Origin of the sequence: Candidatus Accumulibacter phosphatis (assembly GCF_000024165.1) — a bacterium.
Lineage (GTDB): Bacteria > Pseudomonadota > Gammaproteobacteria > Burkholderiales > Rhodocyclaceae > Accumulibacter > Accumulibacter phosphatis.
Window position 1 is genome coordinate 223,529 of the sequence record NC_013194.1, and the last position, 15,409, is coordinate 238,937.

At 63.2% G+C, this 15,409-nt stretch carries 11 protein-coding genes; 5 read left to right on the forward strand and 6 right to left on the reverse strand.

Translation table 11 applies throughout. From position 1 onward, the window contains the following. Positions 1-75 precede the first annotated feature (75 nt). The 3 genes from CAP2UW1_RS00935 to CAP2UW1_RS00945 form a co-directional block, all read right to left on the reverse strand. Positions 76-840, reverse strand: a complete 765-nt coding sequence (locus CAP2UW1_RS00935; RefSeq protein ID WP_012806992.1) for a ParA family protein — start codon at positions 838-840, stop codon at positions 76-78. A gap of 93 nt (positions 841-933) precedes the next feature. Further along, entirely contained in the window at positions 934-1,644 is a 711-nt protein-coding gene (locus CAP2UW1_RS00940; protein ID WP_012806993.1) for an alpha/beta hydrolase, read from the reverse strand. A 123-nt stretch (positions 1,645-1,767) separates the two neighbouring features. Then, positions 1,768-2,862, reverse strand: a complete 1,095-nt coding sequence (locus tag CAP2UW1_RS00945) for an isocitrate/isopropylmalate dehydrogenase family protein (RefSeq protein WP_012806994.1) — start codon at positions 2,860-2,862, stop codon at positions 1,768-1,770. 292 nt (positions 2,863-3,154) lie between these two features. Between CAP2UW1_RS00945 and CAP2UW1_RS00950 the strand changes: the two genes are divergently transcribed. The 5 genes from CAP2UW1_RS00950 to CAP2UW1_RS00970 all read left to right on the forward strand — a co-directional run bounded on the left by CAP2UW1_RS00950 (position 3,155) and on the right by CAP2UW1_RS00970 (position 12,449). After that, positions 3,155-4,375: an aminotransferase class I/II-fold pyridoxal phosphate-dependent enzyme gene (locus tag CAP2UW1_RS00950; RefSeq protein WP_012806995.1), complete on the forward strand. Its 1,221-nt coding sequence runs from the start codon at positions 3,155-3,157 to the stop codon at positions 4,373-4,375. Between the two features lie 807 nt (positions 4,376-5,182). Beyond that, positions 5,183-6,877 carry an IS66 family transposase gene (gene tnpC, locus CAP2UW1_RS00955; protein ID WP_012806996.1) on the forward strand — a complete coding sequence of 565 codons (1,695 nt, stop codon included), beginning with the start codon at positions 5,183-5,185 and terminating at the stop codon, positions 6,875-6,877. Continuing rightward, complete coding sequence (locus CAP2UW1_RS00960) at positions 6,874-7,731, forward strand: DUF4338 domain-containing protein (RefSeq protein WP_012806997.1); 858 nt, start codon at positions 6,874-6,876, stop codon at positions 7,729-7,731. Before tnpC ends, CAP2UW1_RS00960 begins: the two co-directional genes overlap by 4 nt. A gap of 642 nt (positions 7,732-8,373) precedes the next feature. Next, on the forward strand, positions 8,374-9,966 hold the full coding sequence (locus CAP2UW1_RS00965) for a hypothetical protein (RefSeq protein ID WP_012806998.1): 1,593 nt from the start codon (positions 8,374-8,376) through the stop codon (positions 9,964-9,966). Next, on the forward strand, positions 9,963-12,449 hold the full coding sequence (locus CAP2UW1_RS00970; RefSeq protein WP_012806999.1) for a phospholipase D family protein: 2,487 nt from the start codon (positions 9,963-9,965) through the stop codon (positions 12,447-12,449). The genes CAP2UW1_RS00965 and CAP2UW1_RS00970 overlap by 4 nt, the downstream gene beginning before the upstream one ends. A 174-nt stretch (positions 12,450-12,623) precedes the next feature. Here CAP2UW1_RS00970 and CAP2UW1_RS00975 read toward each other — a convergent pair whose 3' ends face one another. From CAP2UW1_RS00975 to CAP2UW1_RS00985, 3 genes are read right to left on the reverse strand one after another with little or no spacing between them, the layout of a single operon-like run. Beyond that, positions 12,624-13,079: a hypothetical protein gene (locus CAP2UW1_RS00975; protein ID WP_012807000.1), complete on the reverse strand. Its 456-nt coding sequence runs from the start codon at positions 13,077-13,079 to the stop codon at positions 12,624-12,626. Beyond that, positions 13,076-14,434 carry a recombinase family protein gene (locus CAP2UW1_RS00980; RefSeq protein WP_012807001.1) on the reverse strand — a complete coding sequence of 453 codons (1,359 nt, stop codon included), beginning with the start codon at positions 14,432-14,434 and terminating at the stop codon, positions 13,076-13,078. Before CAP2UW1_RS00980 ends, CAP2UW1_RS00975 begins: the two co-directional genes overlap by 4 nt. After that, on the reverse strand, positions 14,431-14,724 hold the full coding sequence (locus tag CAP2UW1_RS00985; RefSeq protein ID WP_363319326.1) for a DUF2924 domain-containing protein: 294 nt from the start codon (positions 14,722-14,724) through the stop codon (positions 14,431-14,433). Before CAP2UW1_RS00985 ends, CAP2UW1_RS00980 begins: the two co-directional genes overlap by 4 nt. Between the last annotated feature and the right edge of the window lie 685 nt (positions 14,725-15,409).

Genomic DNA, 15,409 nt, shown 5'->3' on the forward strand with positions numbered 1-15,409 from the left:
CTGCGCTGATCGCGCGCATCGGCGGCATCGACAGCATCGACTGCCGGCGAACGCCACTGCCGACGCCGCCGCTGCTCACTGCGACAACAGGTCGTAGAGGGCAGCGAACTCGCCGGTCAGCTTGTGCCGCGGATCGAGGTGGATCATCGGCAGCGCCTGATGGTGCGACTCGCGAATCTTGATCGACGCCGACAGAAAAGCGTCGAGGATCGGCAGTCCCTCGCCGCGCAGTTCATCGACCAGACGCAGCGGCAGGTTGGCCCGCGCCTGATAGTGGTTGACGACGATGCCTTCGACACGCAGGGCACGGTTGTGGTCTGCCTGAATCTCGCGCACGTTGTCCATCAGCGTGTACAGCGCACGGCGCGAGAAATCGTCGCAATCGAACGGGATCAGGCAGGTGTCGGCGGCGATCAGTGCCGAGCGGGTGAAGAAATTGAGCGCCGGTGGTGTATCGATGAAGATCTCGTCGTAGCCGGCAAGCTTGTCCAGCGATTCGCGCAGTTTGTACATCTTGTAGCGGGATTCGAGCTTGACCTGCAGTTCCTCGAGGCGGGAGTCCGACGGCAGCACGTCAAGATTCGCGAAAGGCGTGTGAATCACGTAGGCATCGAGCGCCTCGGGAAACAGGCGATAGCCGAGGATATCGTCGAAGTAGTGGGCAAGCGTCTTCTTCTGTTCGTCCAGCGCCTTGCCGAGCACATAGCGGGAAGCATTGGCTTGCGAATCGAGATCAATCAGCAAGGTCCTTCGTCCGCGTGCCGCCGCAATGGCGGCAAGGTTGCAGGCGATGGTCGACTTGCCCACCCCTCCCTTCTGATTGAAGACGACCCGGCGCATGACAGTTCCCCCATCGCAAATAAGGATTTGATGGAAGTGTAGTCACTTCGGGGGCAGCCGTCGAGGACCTGGATCAGGAGGATGGCCGCCGGCTCAGCAGGCGGCGGCGAGGATCTGCTGCAACCAGCCCTCGATGTCCCGCAACTCCTCCATGCATACGGTATGTTCAGCGGCGTAGCCGTGCCACTGCAGGGCGTAGCCCTGCACCTTGAGCAGCTTGGCCGAGCGCTTGCCGAAATCGTAAGGTATGACCGGGTCGTTACGTCCGTGCGCCATGAAGATCGGCACGTCGCGATTGGCGGGATGCGCTTCCGCAGGCAGCGTATCGACCAGCGGCAGATAGCACGATAGCGCGAGGACGCCTGCCAGTCGCTGAGGGTGGCGCAAACCCGTATGCAGGGCGATCACTCCGCCTTGCGAAAACCCGGCCAAAACGATGCGTCCGTCGGGGATGCCGCGGGCGTTCTCGCGGGCGATCAGCGCTTCGATCTGCTCGGCCGACTGGCGTACACCCTCGGCCTCCTCACGCCCCGGCGCGAAATCCGGCGACACGATGTCGTACCAGGCGCGCATCACGTAGCCGCCGTTGATCGTCACCGCCCGCATGGGTGCATGCGGAAAGACGAAGCGGATTGCCGGCAACTGGTCGAAATCGAACTCGTCGACAATCGGCTCGAAGTCATGTCCGTCGGCACCCAGCCCGTGCAGCCAGATGATCGCGCACTGCGGCGAGTCCCCGGTGCGGCATTCGACGGCAGGAAGCAACAGTGCATCGGCGGTACTGGGTGTTGGCTTGGCATTCATGTCATCGGTCCTGGTTCTTTTCGGCAGGCGCCATTCTAACGGTCCGTGCTGCGCAACACACTGCCGATGACGAACGACGGCCGCCGCCGCGTGGCCATCGGCCGTGCGTTGTCTGGCTCGCGATCAGGATTTCCGGATCTGGGCGATGATCGCCTTGGTGATCGCCGCCGTGCCATCCTTGCCACCGAATTCGACCGGGCAAACGACGGTCAGCGCCTTTTCGACGGCGTGCTCGAGGATGCGCGCGCCATGCGCGAGGCGCGGTTCGCCGTGCTGGTCGGCCAGCCAGTCGAGCATCAATGCCACCGAGAGAATCTGCGCCACCGGGTTGGCCAGACCCTGACCGGCAATATGTGGTGCGCTGCCGTGCGCAGGCTGGAAGACAGCGTGTTTTTCGCCGATGTCCGCCGATGGCGCGAGACCCAGGCTGCCGACGACACCCGCGGCAAGGTCGGAGAGGATGCCGCCGAAGGCATTCTCGGTGACCAGCACGTCGAACTCCCAGGGCGACTTGACCAGCTTCATTGCGGTCGTGTCAACGTAGGCATAGTCCGCCGAGACGGACGGATGACGTTCAGCCACCTCGCCGAAAATCCGCCGGAAGAAGGCCATCGAGGTTAGCGCGTTGGATCTGTCGACACACAGTACCTTGCCCGGTCGTCGCCGGCTCTTGGCGCGCCGCTCGGCGACGCGGAAGGCAAACTCGGAAACCCGGCTGGTGCCGTTGCGCGAAATCATCATCGTCTCCCAGGCGACGCGGTCGTCCTCGATCGTGCCGCGACAACGCGAGTAGAGGATCCCTTCGGTCTGTTCACGAACGAGGACGAGGTCGATCTGGGAGGCGCGCTTGTCGACCAGCACCCGCGGCAGGCTCGGGTAGCTGCGGATCGGACGCAGCCCGGCGTACAGGTCCATCTCGACGCGCAGATCCAGCTGGGTGGTGACCTCCGTGCCATCGGAGTAGCGGACATGCGGCAGGCCAATCGCACCGAGCAGCACGGCATCGGCCTTCTTGCACGCAGCCATGTTCTCATCGGAGAAAGCCGTACCGGTCTTCTGGTAATGCGCCGCGCCCCCTTCGAGATGCCAGAAATCGAAGCCGATACCGCCCATGCGCTCGTTGAGGACCTCGAGAACGTGCAGGCTGGACGCGACGATCTCGGGGCCGATTCCATCCCCGGGGAGGACGGCGATATGGAAACGCAGATCTCTTTTCATTGTTGTGATTTCCTGGTTCTGGCGGGGACGGCTGCCGGTGCCTGCCGCCCCTGGGCGAGGCGGCGTCGGCCCGCCACGGGGCCAGCACACATACATAAATAAAACCGGCAGCGGGGTCAAGCATTTTCTGCCGTGCGCTTTCCCTTTCGGGGTTACGAGCAGACCCCAGGCGGGCAGGTGAGCCGACGCGCGCACGCTGCAGCCGGCCGCGAGCGCCGCCGGGATGGCTTTGCCATCGCGGGTTCGTACGTGCTACGTTCGATGTTCCCAGCACCCGTCGGAGGACAACCGCATGGCTTTCAATCCCGCATCACGCGTTCAGGATTATCTGGTGTTCGGCGAGTTCGGCGACGTCAACCCATCGATCACCGACTCGTCGACCTACACCTTCCTGAGTCCGGAGCGAATGGCGGAGCTGTTCGAACACGAGATCGAGGGCTGCTTCCTCTACTCACGCCATTTCAACCCGACCAACAAGTATCTGGCCAGCGCGCTGGAGCGGATGGAAGACGGTGAATCCGCGCAGGTCATGGCGTCGGGGATGGGCGCGATCAGCACCACGCTGATGACGCTGTGCGGCGCCGGCGACGAGATCGTCTGCGGTCGCAGCATCTACGGAGGCACCTATGCCTTGCTCAAGAATCTGCTGCCGCGCTTCGGCGTGAACACCCGCTTCGTTGACCTCTGCGACCACGATGCCGTGCGCGCGGCGATGACCCCGCGTACGCGCGTCGTGTACTGTGAATCGCTGAGCAATCCGCTGCTGGAAGTCAGCGACCTGCCAGCTCTTGCAGCCATCGCGCATGCCGGCGGCGCGCGACTGGTGGTCGACAACACCTTCACGCCGATGATTCTGTCGCCACTCCGTCACGGTGCGGACGTCGTCGTGCATAGCCTGACCAAGTTCGTCAACGGCACCAGCGACTGCGTCGCCGGTTGCGTCGTTTCGTCGCGCGAATTCATCGCCCGACTGAACGACATCAATGCCGGCCCGAGCATGCTCCTCGGTCCGGTACTCGACAGCACGCGCGCCGCGAGCATCCTGAAGAACCTGCATAGCCTGCACGTGCGTCTGCGCCAGCACGGTGCCAATGCGCTCTATCTGGCGAGCCGGCTCGAAACGTTGGGCTACCCGGTGCACTACCCGGGGCTGGCCAGTCATCCCCACCACGCACTCCTGGCGCGGCTGATGAACCACGGCTATGGCTGGGGCGGAATGCTGACGCTCGACGCCGGCAACCATGCTGCCGCCAATCGCCTGATGACGCTGCTGCAGCGCGACAAGGTCGGCTACCTGGCGGTGAGCCTCGGCTACTTCAAGACGCTGTTCACGACGCCCGGCCACAGCACGTCGTCCGAGATCCCGCTCGACGAGCGCGCGGCCGCGGGCCTGAGCGACGGACTGATCCGTTTTTCGATCGGCCTCGACGAAGATATCGCTCAGACGATGGTCCGCATCGAACACTGTCTCGCCGAGGCCAACGTGATGCCCGCAGCCGGCGCTGGTGTCTGACGCGTCCGACGAGTCGGTGCTCTGCGGCGGCGACTCCCAAGGTCGGGAAGGCGAGGGCGGAGCCCCGAATGCTGCTTTGCACCTGCGGCCTTGAATGCTGCCGATCGGGCGGTAAGCCTGTAGAATACATTCCCGGGCCTGTAGCTCAGTTGGTCAGAGCAGAGGACTTAGCGAGGTCATCCCGCACATCGTCGGATGTCGGGTTGGCCTCAAGGGTTGCCCGTGATCAGATTCGGTCTGGTGGCGGGTAGAACTGGTCAAATTCGGTGAACGCTAACTCCATCAGGACAAGCCAATACCGAGCCAAGTCCCCTGCAGGAAGGGGAAAGGTGTAGAGACTAGACGGCCAGCCTGTAACGGGAAGGTATAGTCCAGACCACAAACTCACCCGAGGCGACGAAAGCCGTAGTGGTAAGCATAATCCTTTGGTCCAGGGTTCAAGTCCCTGCGGGCCCACCAAACAAGAAGACCAACCCCTCATCGGGTTGGTCTTTTTTTGCCTACTCCCGCGTGCTGGCGCGGGTTCGTGCGGGTTCCTGTGGACTTCGTCGTTTCCCACGGGCGCGGAAATTCGGCCGTTTTCACTCTCTCCTGGCCATTCTTCTCTCCGGCCTCGCTCACCGCTGGACGCCGAAGTCCACGAGTTCATGAAATTGCACCGTTACGAATCAACAGCTTATACGTGGACCATTCAAGCGGTTGTAAGTATTCGGTGAACCCGTAGTCGGAGGTGGCGGCCGATAGTCGGCGACTGAGCAGATGGCGGAGGGCTGGACACAGAAGCCGAGTTTGGGTAGACTTCGACGTATGGGCTCTGGATCGGACATCTCGTACGCAGGACCATCGACAAGCAACGGCAAGCCGACGCCGTTTGCCCAGGTGATGGTGACGCTGAGCAAGGAAGCGGAGATCAAGCTCCGTTCCGAGGCCAATTACTGGAAGAGTCAACATCAACAAGCGCTTGCCCGTTTGGCGCAACGGGAGGCTGATCATCGCCTGGCGATGGCGCAAGCGGCGGCGCGTGAGGCGGCTTTGCGCAGCGAGTTGGAGAAGGCCGAGGGCAAGCTCCGGGACTTGCAAAAGCGCCTGTTTGGCCGCAAGTCCGAGCGTCGTTCGAGGACGGAAAAGGACGCCGCATCGAATGACCAGAAGTCGGCGAGGCCGCGAGGCCAGCGGCCGGGAGTCGCCGGTCACGGACGGAGGCTCGAAAGCCACTTGCCGGCACAGGTCGAAACCATCGAACTCGACTGCCCCCATTGCCCGGAGTGTGGTCTCGGCTATGCCGACTTTCCCGGCACGGAAGACAGTGAAATTCTCGAAATAGACGTCAAGCCGTACCGGCGAGTAATCCGCCGGCGGCGCTACCGGCGGACCTGTCGGTGCCCCGGGACGCCGGGCATCCTGAGCGCACCCCCCCCGGCGCGGTTGATCGCCCGCGGCAAGTACGGGGTGTCGATCTGGGTGCACCTTCTGCTCTCCAAGTTCTCGTACGGCCAGCCGACTCATCGGCTACTCCGAGACTGGTCTGACTACGATCTGACGCTCTCGCCCGGAACCCTTACTGGCGGACTACGCGCCTTGGCCCCGCTATTCGAGCCGCTGGAAGACGCGCTGCGTTGCCGACTGCAGAGCGAGAATCGCTGGCACGCGGATGAAACCCGCTGGATGGTGTTTGCCGAGACCGAAGGGAAGATCGGTCATCGCTGGTACCTGTGGGTGTTTCACTCCGAATCGGTGATTCACTTTGTGCTTGACCCGACGCGATCGGCGCAGGTGCCGATCGCAGAACTGTCCGCCAGCCAAGGAGGGATCGTCATCTGTGATCGCTACTCGGGCTACAAGAAGCTCGCGAGAATCCTTGGGACGATCCTTCTGGCCTTCTGCTGGGCCCATCAACGGCGTGATTTCATCGAGTTGGCCAACGCCCATCCGGAGCTCTCGGAATGGGCCCTGTCCTGGGTCGAACGGATTGGCGAGCTCTACCTCTTGAACGACGCGCGCCTTGCCGTGCGCGCCGATCCGGTTCAGTGGGCCGCACGTGACGACGGCTTGCGGCAAAGGGTCGCGCAAATGGCGAACCAACGCGAGGCCGAACGGGCGAACCCGGCGCTCAAGGCCCCGGCCAGGAAGGTGCTGCAGAGCATGCAGAAGCATTGGTCCGGCTTGACGGTGTTTGTCGACCACCCCGAGGTGCCGATGGACAACAACGTCGCCGAGCGGGACCAACGCACGCCCGTCGTCGCGCGCAAGAACTTCTACGGTTCCGGCAGTCCGTGGTCGGGCGCCCTCGCGGCCACGATGTTCAGCTTGCTGATGACGATGCGCCTGTGGGGGATCAATCCCCGCACCTGGCTGACGGCGTATCTGGACGCCTGTGCGGCGAATGGCAGCCAGCCGCCGGCGGACCTGAGTGTCTTTCTGCCCTGGGCGATGGACGCTGACCTGCTGGCACAGAGGCGTCGTGCCGCGATGGACCCGGCCGACCCCATCGACAGCTCATGAAGCCTTATTGCGGGCGTCAGTTCACCCTTGACGAACTGCAGACCCTCCGCCACCTGATCGAGGCCAACCCCAGTGCCAGCCGCGCGCAGCTCTCGCGTCAGGTGTGCGCGCTCCTCGACTGGTTCAAGCCGAATGGCGAGCTGAAGGACATGACCTGCCGAGTCGCCATGCTACGCATGCAAGCGGACGGCCTGCTCACCCTGCCGGCGGCACAACGGTGCGCCCCTCGCCAACCCGAGTATCTCGCCACCGCCGCTACCGATCCCCAATCGCTGCTCGTGCGGCCAGTGCATGAGTTGCCGCCGCTCCACTTGCGCCAAGTCTCCGGTTCGGCCCACTCCCGGCTGTGGAACGAGTACATCGCCCGTTACCACTATCTCGGCTACACGCCCATGGCCGGTAGTCAGAGCCGCTACTTCGTCTTCGCCGGTGAGCATCGGGTTGCCTTGTTGAGCTTCGGCGCCAGTGCCTGGAAGCTTGCGGCACGCGAGCGCTTCATCGGCTGGCAGGAGGACGAGCGGCAAAGAAACCTGCCGCTCGTGGTCAACAATGCCCGCTTTCTGATCTTGCCCTGGATCCAGTCCAAGGGCTTGGCCTCGAAGATCCTCGCGATCATCCACAGGCAACTGCCCAACGACTGGCTGGCGCGCTACGGCTACCGCCCCGTGCTCCTCGAAACCTTTGTCGAGACTCCCCGTCATCGCGGCACCTGTTACCAGGCCGCCAACTGGATCAAGGTCGGTCAAACCACCGGACGCGGCAAGAAATGCCCCACGTCCAAGCCTATCCTGCCGATCAAGGATATCTGGCTCTATCCCCTGCACAGGAACTTCCGCTCAATTCTGTGTCGCTAGCGCCGAAGCGCCGATCGTCAAGGTCAGACTTGGCCCACGGGTTCACCGAATACTTACAAGCGGTTGATTCGTGGCATTGGTAGGCGGTGGAAACAGCGGCGCCATGCCGGCGAGTTCGAAAATGCTGGCTCTGTGGCTGGCTGGCGAGCCATTTCCAGCCATCAGCGGCCATTGGCCGCAGCCGGTTGGATGTCCGTTTTGAACTGGTCGCGACCATTCGGCCGCGACACAGAAGAGGCGGTGGCCGTCAGAATCGGTCGCTCAACGAACGGCGCGTCGAACGACCGCAGTGCCTCCTCAACCGAGTACTCAACGACAACCAGTCGTATCAATGTCCCGAACAACTGTTAGCCGACCCTATCTCAGCCTTCAGGACCATTCAGTAGTAGAATCGACTGGCATGATGAAGGCCCGTAAGGGGCCGAAGAGTTCATGCCGTGAGTATGAGCAAGTTCACGAATCATCAGATCGCGCTCGCGCGGCTTATGCTGCATGCGCCGCGTGCGTGCCTTGCCATAAGCATGTCACCAAGATTTTCGCCGGCCAGACTTTCCTCTGGCCGGATTGCACATCGGGCTACTGCCGTGGTTCCTGATGATGTCGACTAAGAAAAATGGGGTCTCACGGGAGGAACGAAGCGCAATGGCAACTCCAGCAATCGGTCTGGGCTACCCGGAGTGGACGACGAAGGCCGAGAAGCGCGGCCTGGACCCGTTGGGCATGCAAACGACGAGTGTCGCGCTCTACCAGCTGCTGTTGCCTGGTATCAGCAACGTGACGCTACGGATGCGGTACTACGGATTCTACGCGTGGCTGGCGCAGCGGTACGCAAAGGACCTGGGCGACACATCCGTGGAAAGATGGTGTCTGTACCTGAGACGCGCCGAGGCGCTGTATTCGCTCATCGCCGTTCATGCGGGTGCCGAGCGAGGGGTGGCTGGTGTGGACTGGGCCTCCCGGGCATTCGCCGCCTCTGGACCTGAGGTCGCCTTCCACCCTGCGACGGACAGAGGTGAAGGCGCGCCGCAGTACCTAAAGCAGAAGTTCGGCGCATTTGGTGCGGCCTACGGCAGCCAGCTCCTGGATATTGGCGTTCTCGAGGTCGTACCTGGCCACCGTGTCCCCGTGCCAACACGAGGTATAGGTGACAAGCTGGCCAATGCCTTCGAATCGGCCATCGGCGCATCAGCCGATGCCTTCATTGCAGCTGCCAAGGCGGGAACCGTTGGCAAGAGCAGCCTCACGTCGTTGGCACCCATGCTCCCTTCGCGAATCGCGGCGACCGGACCTGAGCGAGATCTGTACGAAGAGTTGTTGCTCGTCGGCGACCCGGCCCAGAAGCCGCGAGCGACATCACGAAGCCACAGCCTACGCCTGGTTCTCAGGATCGCTAGTGACCAGCGAACGTCGCTGAGAGTAGATACCCTTCGTTGGTCGCTTTATGCGTCTCAATGTGGCGGCGCGCCAGCCTTGACCGCCCTTGGAGCCGAAGAGGACCAGCAGCGATTCGCCTGGGCCGTGTACCAGGCGAACGACCTGCTGCACGTGAGCTACGAGACCATTCTCAAACTGGCCCTGGACATCCTCGGCGGCGCACCTACCGGAATGCCGTTCGAGGCATTGTTGGCGCAAACCGTCTCGCGACTGATGTCGGCGCTCGGTTCTCATTCCGTTGAGTCCTGGAACGAACTCATCGCTTCATTGGTACTCGCGAAAGACCCCGTGTCCGAGAAAGACCCCATGAGCGAATTCATGCTGCAACAGACCGCCTTTAGAAGCTCCCGGCCCGAAGTCGTCACCAGTGAAGACTCCGCGCGCTGCTCGGTCCTGCTGCTTGCCGTGCTTCACAAACGCTTCGGCGACCTGCTCGAGCGGATTGCCCGCGAGTTCCCCGTGCTTGCACAAGGTGACTTCCTGCGCTCAATCGTGACGGAGATGCGCTTCCTCGACGAACATGCGACGGAGCGTTTCGAGTCGCTACTGGCTCGAATCGTGAAGCAGCGAGTCCTCGACCGTCACCTGTGGGTGGCTATCCAGAAGTTCCGCGGCCCAGCAGGCGACTACACCTTCTTGATCGAAGCCGACGATGGGCGCATGCGCCTTCGACAGAAGGACGGGCCTGTGCTCACGAACCCTCGGCTGTCCTCGGCAATCGCGTTCCTGCAGGACACTCATCTGCTGGGCCCCGACGGGCCCACGCCGGCTGGCTTGCGCCTCATCCAAGAAGCAGCATGAAGCTCTTCAACTGCTTCTCAGCAAGCGGCTATCACTCCAGCATCATCACGACCTTTGGCATCGACTTCGATGCCTACGAGGCCATCGCACTGCCACGGTTGCGTGATGCGGGCTGCAACAACAATATCGTGGTGGCCGATGCCCGCATGCTTGTGCAGGCGCTTGGGGACGGCGCGCACCGCCCGAAATTCGCCGGTCGACGCTACTCCGTGGTAGGCACGCAGTGCGCCGGAGTATTTCATCCCAAGCTGATTCTCCAGTTGGGCAAGGCGTCGGGACGACTCCTCGTGACCTCCGCGAACATGACCACTGCCGGTATGGCCGGCAATTTTGAGGTCGCCGGAGAGGTCGCGGTCGCCGAGGACGCCATGGAGGCTGCACCGCTGTTGCGGGCCGCTGTCGACTACCTGCTTCGGTTCTTGGCGCCGGCGTCGGTGGCCCGGCGCCAGGTCGAGTGGACGCTGAAGAGAGCGCGCTGGCTCCCCGCTTCGGCTTCCCCCGAAGCCGTTGTCGCGCTTCAGGACGGGATGCGAGTCGCGTTCCTCGCAAGGAACGATGGCAAGGGCATTGCGGAGCGCTTCCTTGAGTTCGTCGGCGACCGCGTCGTCACGCGCCTCGTGGTGGTGAGTCCGTACTGGGACCACGACCTGCGGTCGCTGCGCGGTCTTTGCGATCGCTTCGGTGCCGCCAAGGGCGCCGCATTTATACAGCCGCAGTCGGCCCTGTTTCCGGTCCACGCCCACGCAAGCGCGGGCCCGCTTGCCCTCTTTGACCTGAACCGCGTGCCGGGCACAGCCAGTAGGTTCGCACACGCGAAGCTCTTCATCGCCGAGGGCGACAGCGGCGACTGCGTCTTATTCGGAAGCGCGAACTGCACCGAGGCAGCTCTGGGTACCTCAGGTCAAGCAGGTATCAACGAGGAGGCATGCCTGGCTCGGGACCTGCCCGCAGGCGACGCGGTGCGGCTGCTTGGCCTCGAAGAGGCGCTGTCCGCAGGCGCGGAACTCGCCGTCTCGTCCGTACCGAGTTTCAGTCCGGCCGACGACATCCCTCTGTCGGACCTCGCGGCGAGACTTCCAGGGCGATTCGAGCTGGCGGGCGAACTGCTGCGTTGGTGGCCGCCGTCGGGTCTTTTGTCCGATGAGGCCGCCATCCGGCTGCTTGACCAGCGGGGAGCGCCGGTGGCTGGCAGTTTGAGCAGGCTGGGAACTCAGGGCAGCCCGGCGAACTACCGTTTCGACGGCACTGTCGCCCCCCACTTCGCACAGGTTCACCAGGGGCAGTTTGTGTCGTCACTAGCGGTTGTGGTTGTCGAGCAGTCGATTCATGAGAGCCAACGGCGGGCGGCAGGGCGAGGCTTGGCGAATGTGCTGGACCTGCTCGACGACGACGAGGCGTCCGAAGGACTGTGGCTGCTGGAGGTAATTCAAAAGATCACCGAAGCCGAACACGAGATGCGCGGTCCGCGGGGTGCGGCCGAGCAGCCTCCTCAGCAGCGGCCCACCACGGACGCAGCGCCGGACTCCCGCGTGCTCTCCTATGACGAATTCGTTGCAGGTCGACGAGCCGAGGACGGTAGAACCGCTTCGGCAGGCAGCCACTTGGCAGCGACCCACCAGGAGTCGGTACGAAGCTTCCTCAACGCGCTCATTGGCAAGCGCGCAGTCCTCGAATTCTCGGAATCGCAAGAGGACGAGGGGCCGGTACCGGACCTGGGCCTGGGAGACGAGACTGCCGACGGCGCAGGCGCCATGGAATCGGGCGACCTGCCGCAGTCCGCGCCCGATGGCACTGGAGCGGATCAGACCGCCGAAGCGAAGCGACAGCTGCGCCAACGCCAGCGGTATGTTCAAGACACACAGCGAAGCATCATTGACGCCGTCGAAGCCTTCCTCCGGGGCTTGCGCGAACAGGCGAATGGCCAGTCACTGGGTGTGGTCGACCTGCTTCGGCTGCGGGCACTCCTGATTGTGGTGCTCGGCGCCGGGAGCAAGAAGACTGACCTCCTGCCGAGAGACCTTGCCACCCAGGTCCGTCGCAGGCAGGTGCTTCCGTCGGTTGGCGAGGCAAGCTGGCGCCGACTCGTCGGACGGCTCCTATATGACTTCTTCCGCGATCGCCTCGGGACCCGTGCGCCTCTCATTCAGAGCCTGCGCCTCGAATCAGACGGCGACATGGGGCTCCCCGAGGACGTGCTCGAGTGTTGGGCCACCTGCTTCTGGGCAACTTGTGCCATGCGTGAGGCCGTCAACGATGTAGGTGCGCCGTTCCATGTCACCAAGTCGGAGAACATGCTGGCCGCGGACCTGTACCGGTTCACCCGATTGCTGCCGGAGCAGGCCCTTGGTGCAGTGGTGCACGAAGTGTTCTCGGGAATGAGCCGCCGCTATGGAGACCGGCTTGGTGTATCCGCCGAGCGCGTCGACCAGGCGCACCTGGCCTTGGTTGAACCCGCTCGAATCCAGTCGTATGCGGCGCGCTGATGCACTCGGGCCGCCGGGCGCTCAGGCCCATAGTCGTCATGGTTGCGAGCGGGCTTGGCGCCTCTCGCCGCTGTGAGCGACGCGCGGCACTACTGTCGTTGACGGTGTTGCGCTGTACGGCGGCAATGGGTCGTCTACGCCCACCACCCTGCAGGCATCTGGATGCAGCCGCAATCATTCCGGCTGGATCTCCTCGCCCACAACACCAATTCTCGCGTGTTGCTCCTCCCACAAGACCGGCGGACTGATCGCCAGCTCATGTACGGTGACGTGAGGAGGCAAGGTCTCATCCAGGATGGCCTCCACGATATCGGGCGCGAGCGTGGTTAGGTTGAGCATGCGGCACATGTAGCTGTTGTCGATCTTCTCGCGGGCAGCGAGTTCGGTGATGGATTGGGCTTCGCCCGATTCGAGCATCGCAAGCCAGCGATGGCCCCTGGCCAGCGCCAGTTGCATCGGTGTGGCGGCGACATCCCACGGTCTGGGCTGGGCGGACTCACCGCTGGGCAGGGTGACCAGTTTCCGCCCGCTGCGGCGCTTGATCTGAATCGGCACCGACAGGGTCAGCCTGCCGTCGCTGGCGGCGATGACATCCGGCGCTCCGGTCTTACGGATCCGAATCCCATTCATGCCAGTACCTCCTGCCGCCGTTCGGCGGGCTCACGGCGAAGATCGAGTACCACCCGTTCGATGCCATTGGCGCGCAGGCGCAGTTCCATATCGGTGGGCGAAACGATCACCTTCTCTACCAGGAGCCGGACGATGCGGGTCTGCTCTGCCGGGAACAACTGGTCCCAGATCGCATCTAGGCGCGTCATGGCCACCGTAACCTTGGCCTCGTCCAGGGTTGGATCGAGTTTGCTGGCTTGCGACAGCAGGTCGCCGAGCAGTGCCGGCGCGCGCAGGATGCCTCGTAGCTGTTCGAGCACCGCCGATTCCAGCTCTGCCGCCGGCAAGCGCGGCAGACCGGACGCGCCCGCCTGTTCCTTGGTGTCGCGCATCGGGATGTAATACCGGTACCGGCGCCCGTTACTCTTCTTGGTCGAGTGCCAAGGAGACAAGGCGCGCCCGTCGTTGCCAAATACGATGCCCTTGAGCAGGAAGGGCACGACCGCCTGGGTGACGCCGCCGCGCACCCGGCAGTTGGTCGAGAGGATCGCGTGCACGCTGTCCCACAACTCGCGTTCGATGATCGGCGGGTGCGCCGCCGGAACCCACTGCTCCTTGTGCCGCAACTCGCCGAGGTAAGTGCGGTTGTTCAGCAATTTGTAGATCATCCCCTTGTCGATCGGCCTCCCTTCGCGGACCTTTCCGTCCTGCGTGGTCCAGGCCTTCGAAGTGACGCCGTCCAGCTTCAACTCGTTGAACAGGGCGGTGCTGGAACCGAGTTCGAAGAAGCGCTGGAAGATGTGCCGGATGAGTTTGGCTTCCTGCTCATTGAGCACCAGGCGCCGGTTCTCGACATCGTAGCCCAGCGGCGGCACGCCACCCATCCACATCCCCTTCACCTTGCTGGCCGCGATCTTGTCGCGGATGCGCTCGCCGGTGACCTCGCGCTCGAATTGCGCGAACGACAGCAGGATATTGAGCATCAGCCGGCCCATCGAGGTCGTAGTATTGAACTGCTGGGTCACCGAGACGAACGAAACACCGTAACGCTCGAAGACTTCGACCATCTTGGAGAAGTCCGCCAGGCTGCGGGTCAGGCGATCGATCTTGTAGATCACGACCACGTCGATCCTGCCGGCCTCGATGTCGGCCATCATGCGCCGGAGCGCTGGACGTTCCATGTGCCCACCCGAGAAAGCCGGGTCGTCGTAATCGTCCGCCACAGGAATCCAGCCTTCGGCGCGCTGGCTGGCGATGTAGGCATGACCGGCGTCGCGCTGCGCGTCGATGGAGTTGTATTCCTGGTCCATTCCCTCGTCGGTCGATTTGCGCGTGTAGACGGCGCAGCGCACGCGCCGTTTCAGGGCTTCGCTCATCGCCGGGTACCTTTCCTGGCGGACGTGGCCGGCTGGGCCGGGGCCTTGAGCCCGAAGAACAGCGGCCCCGACCAGCGTGTACCGGTGATCTCGCGCGCGATCATCGACAGGCTAGGGTACATCCGGCCGTTGAACTCGTACTGGTCGTCGCCGGTGGCAACCACACAGTATTCGACATCGCGGTATTCCCGAGTCAGCACGGTGCCCACCGCCGGCCGGGTGTCGCGGTCGCACTTCCTGACCTGGCCCGTTTCGAGGAGGGATTCGATCCGACGCTGGTTTCGCTCCACCAAACACGAAGCCCTGACCGTTCTCGGTCGGGGCCTTTTTGCATACTCCCGCGTGCTGGCGCGGGTTCGTGCGGGTTCCTGTGGACTTCGAGGTTGCCCGCGGGCGCCCGGATTTGGCCGTTTTCACTCTCTCCTGGCCATCATTCTTCTCTCCGGCCTTGGTGTCCACTGGAGGCCGAAGTCCACGAGTTCATGAAACGGAACCGTTATGTATCAACAGCTTACGCGTGATGTAATCAAGCGGTTGATTCGTGGCATTGGTAGGCGGAGGGGGCAACAACGCGGGGTCAGCGAGCGAAAAACGTTGGCTCTCTGGCTGCATGGTGATCCGTTGCCAGCGCGACCGGCTGCCCAGTGGCCAGTGTCGCCATTGGTGAGTTGTTGCGGCTCGGTACCCGCGAATGATCGCTTCCGACTTCACTGAACGACTCCATACACGCATTATGTGGAGAATCCTCATAGCGGACGAACTCGGTCCGATTGTCGACAGTCCCACTTCGCCAAACAGGCGTTCAAAGAGGGCGGCCCGCAGCACAAGCGGCCGCCAGCACGACAGAGTGAACACGATCGCCCGCCGCACGGCGCCAAGCCCTTTGGCCAGACCGACCACGATCTAGCGTCGCCAGCGTAAGGGGCCGGTTGTAGCGTATCAGTTCAAATTCGAACCGGCGCGGGTTGGCGGTGT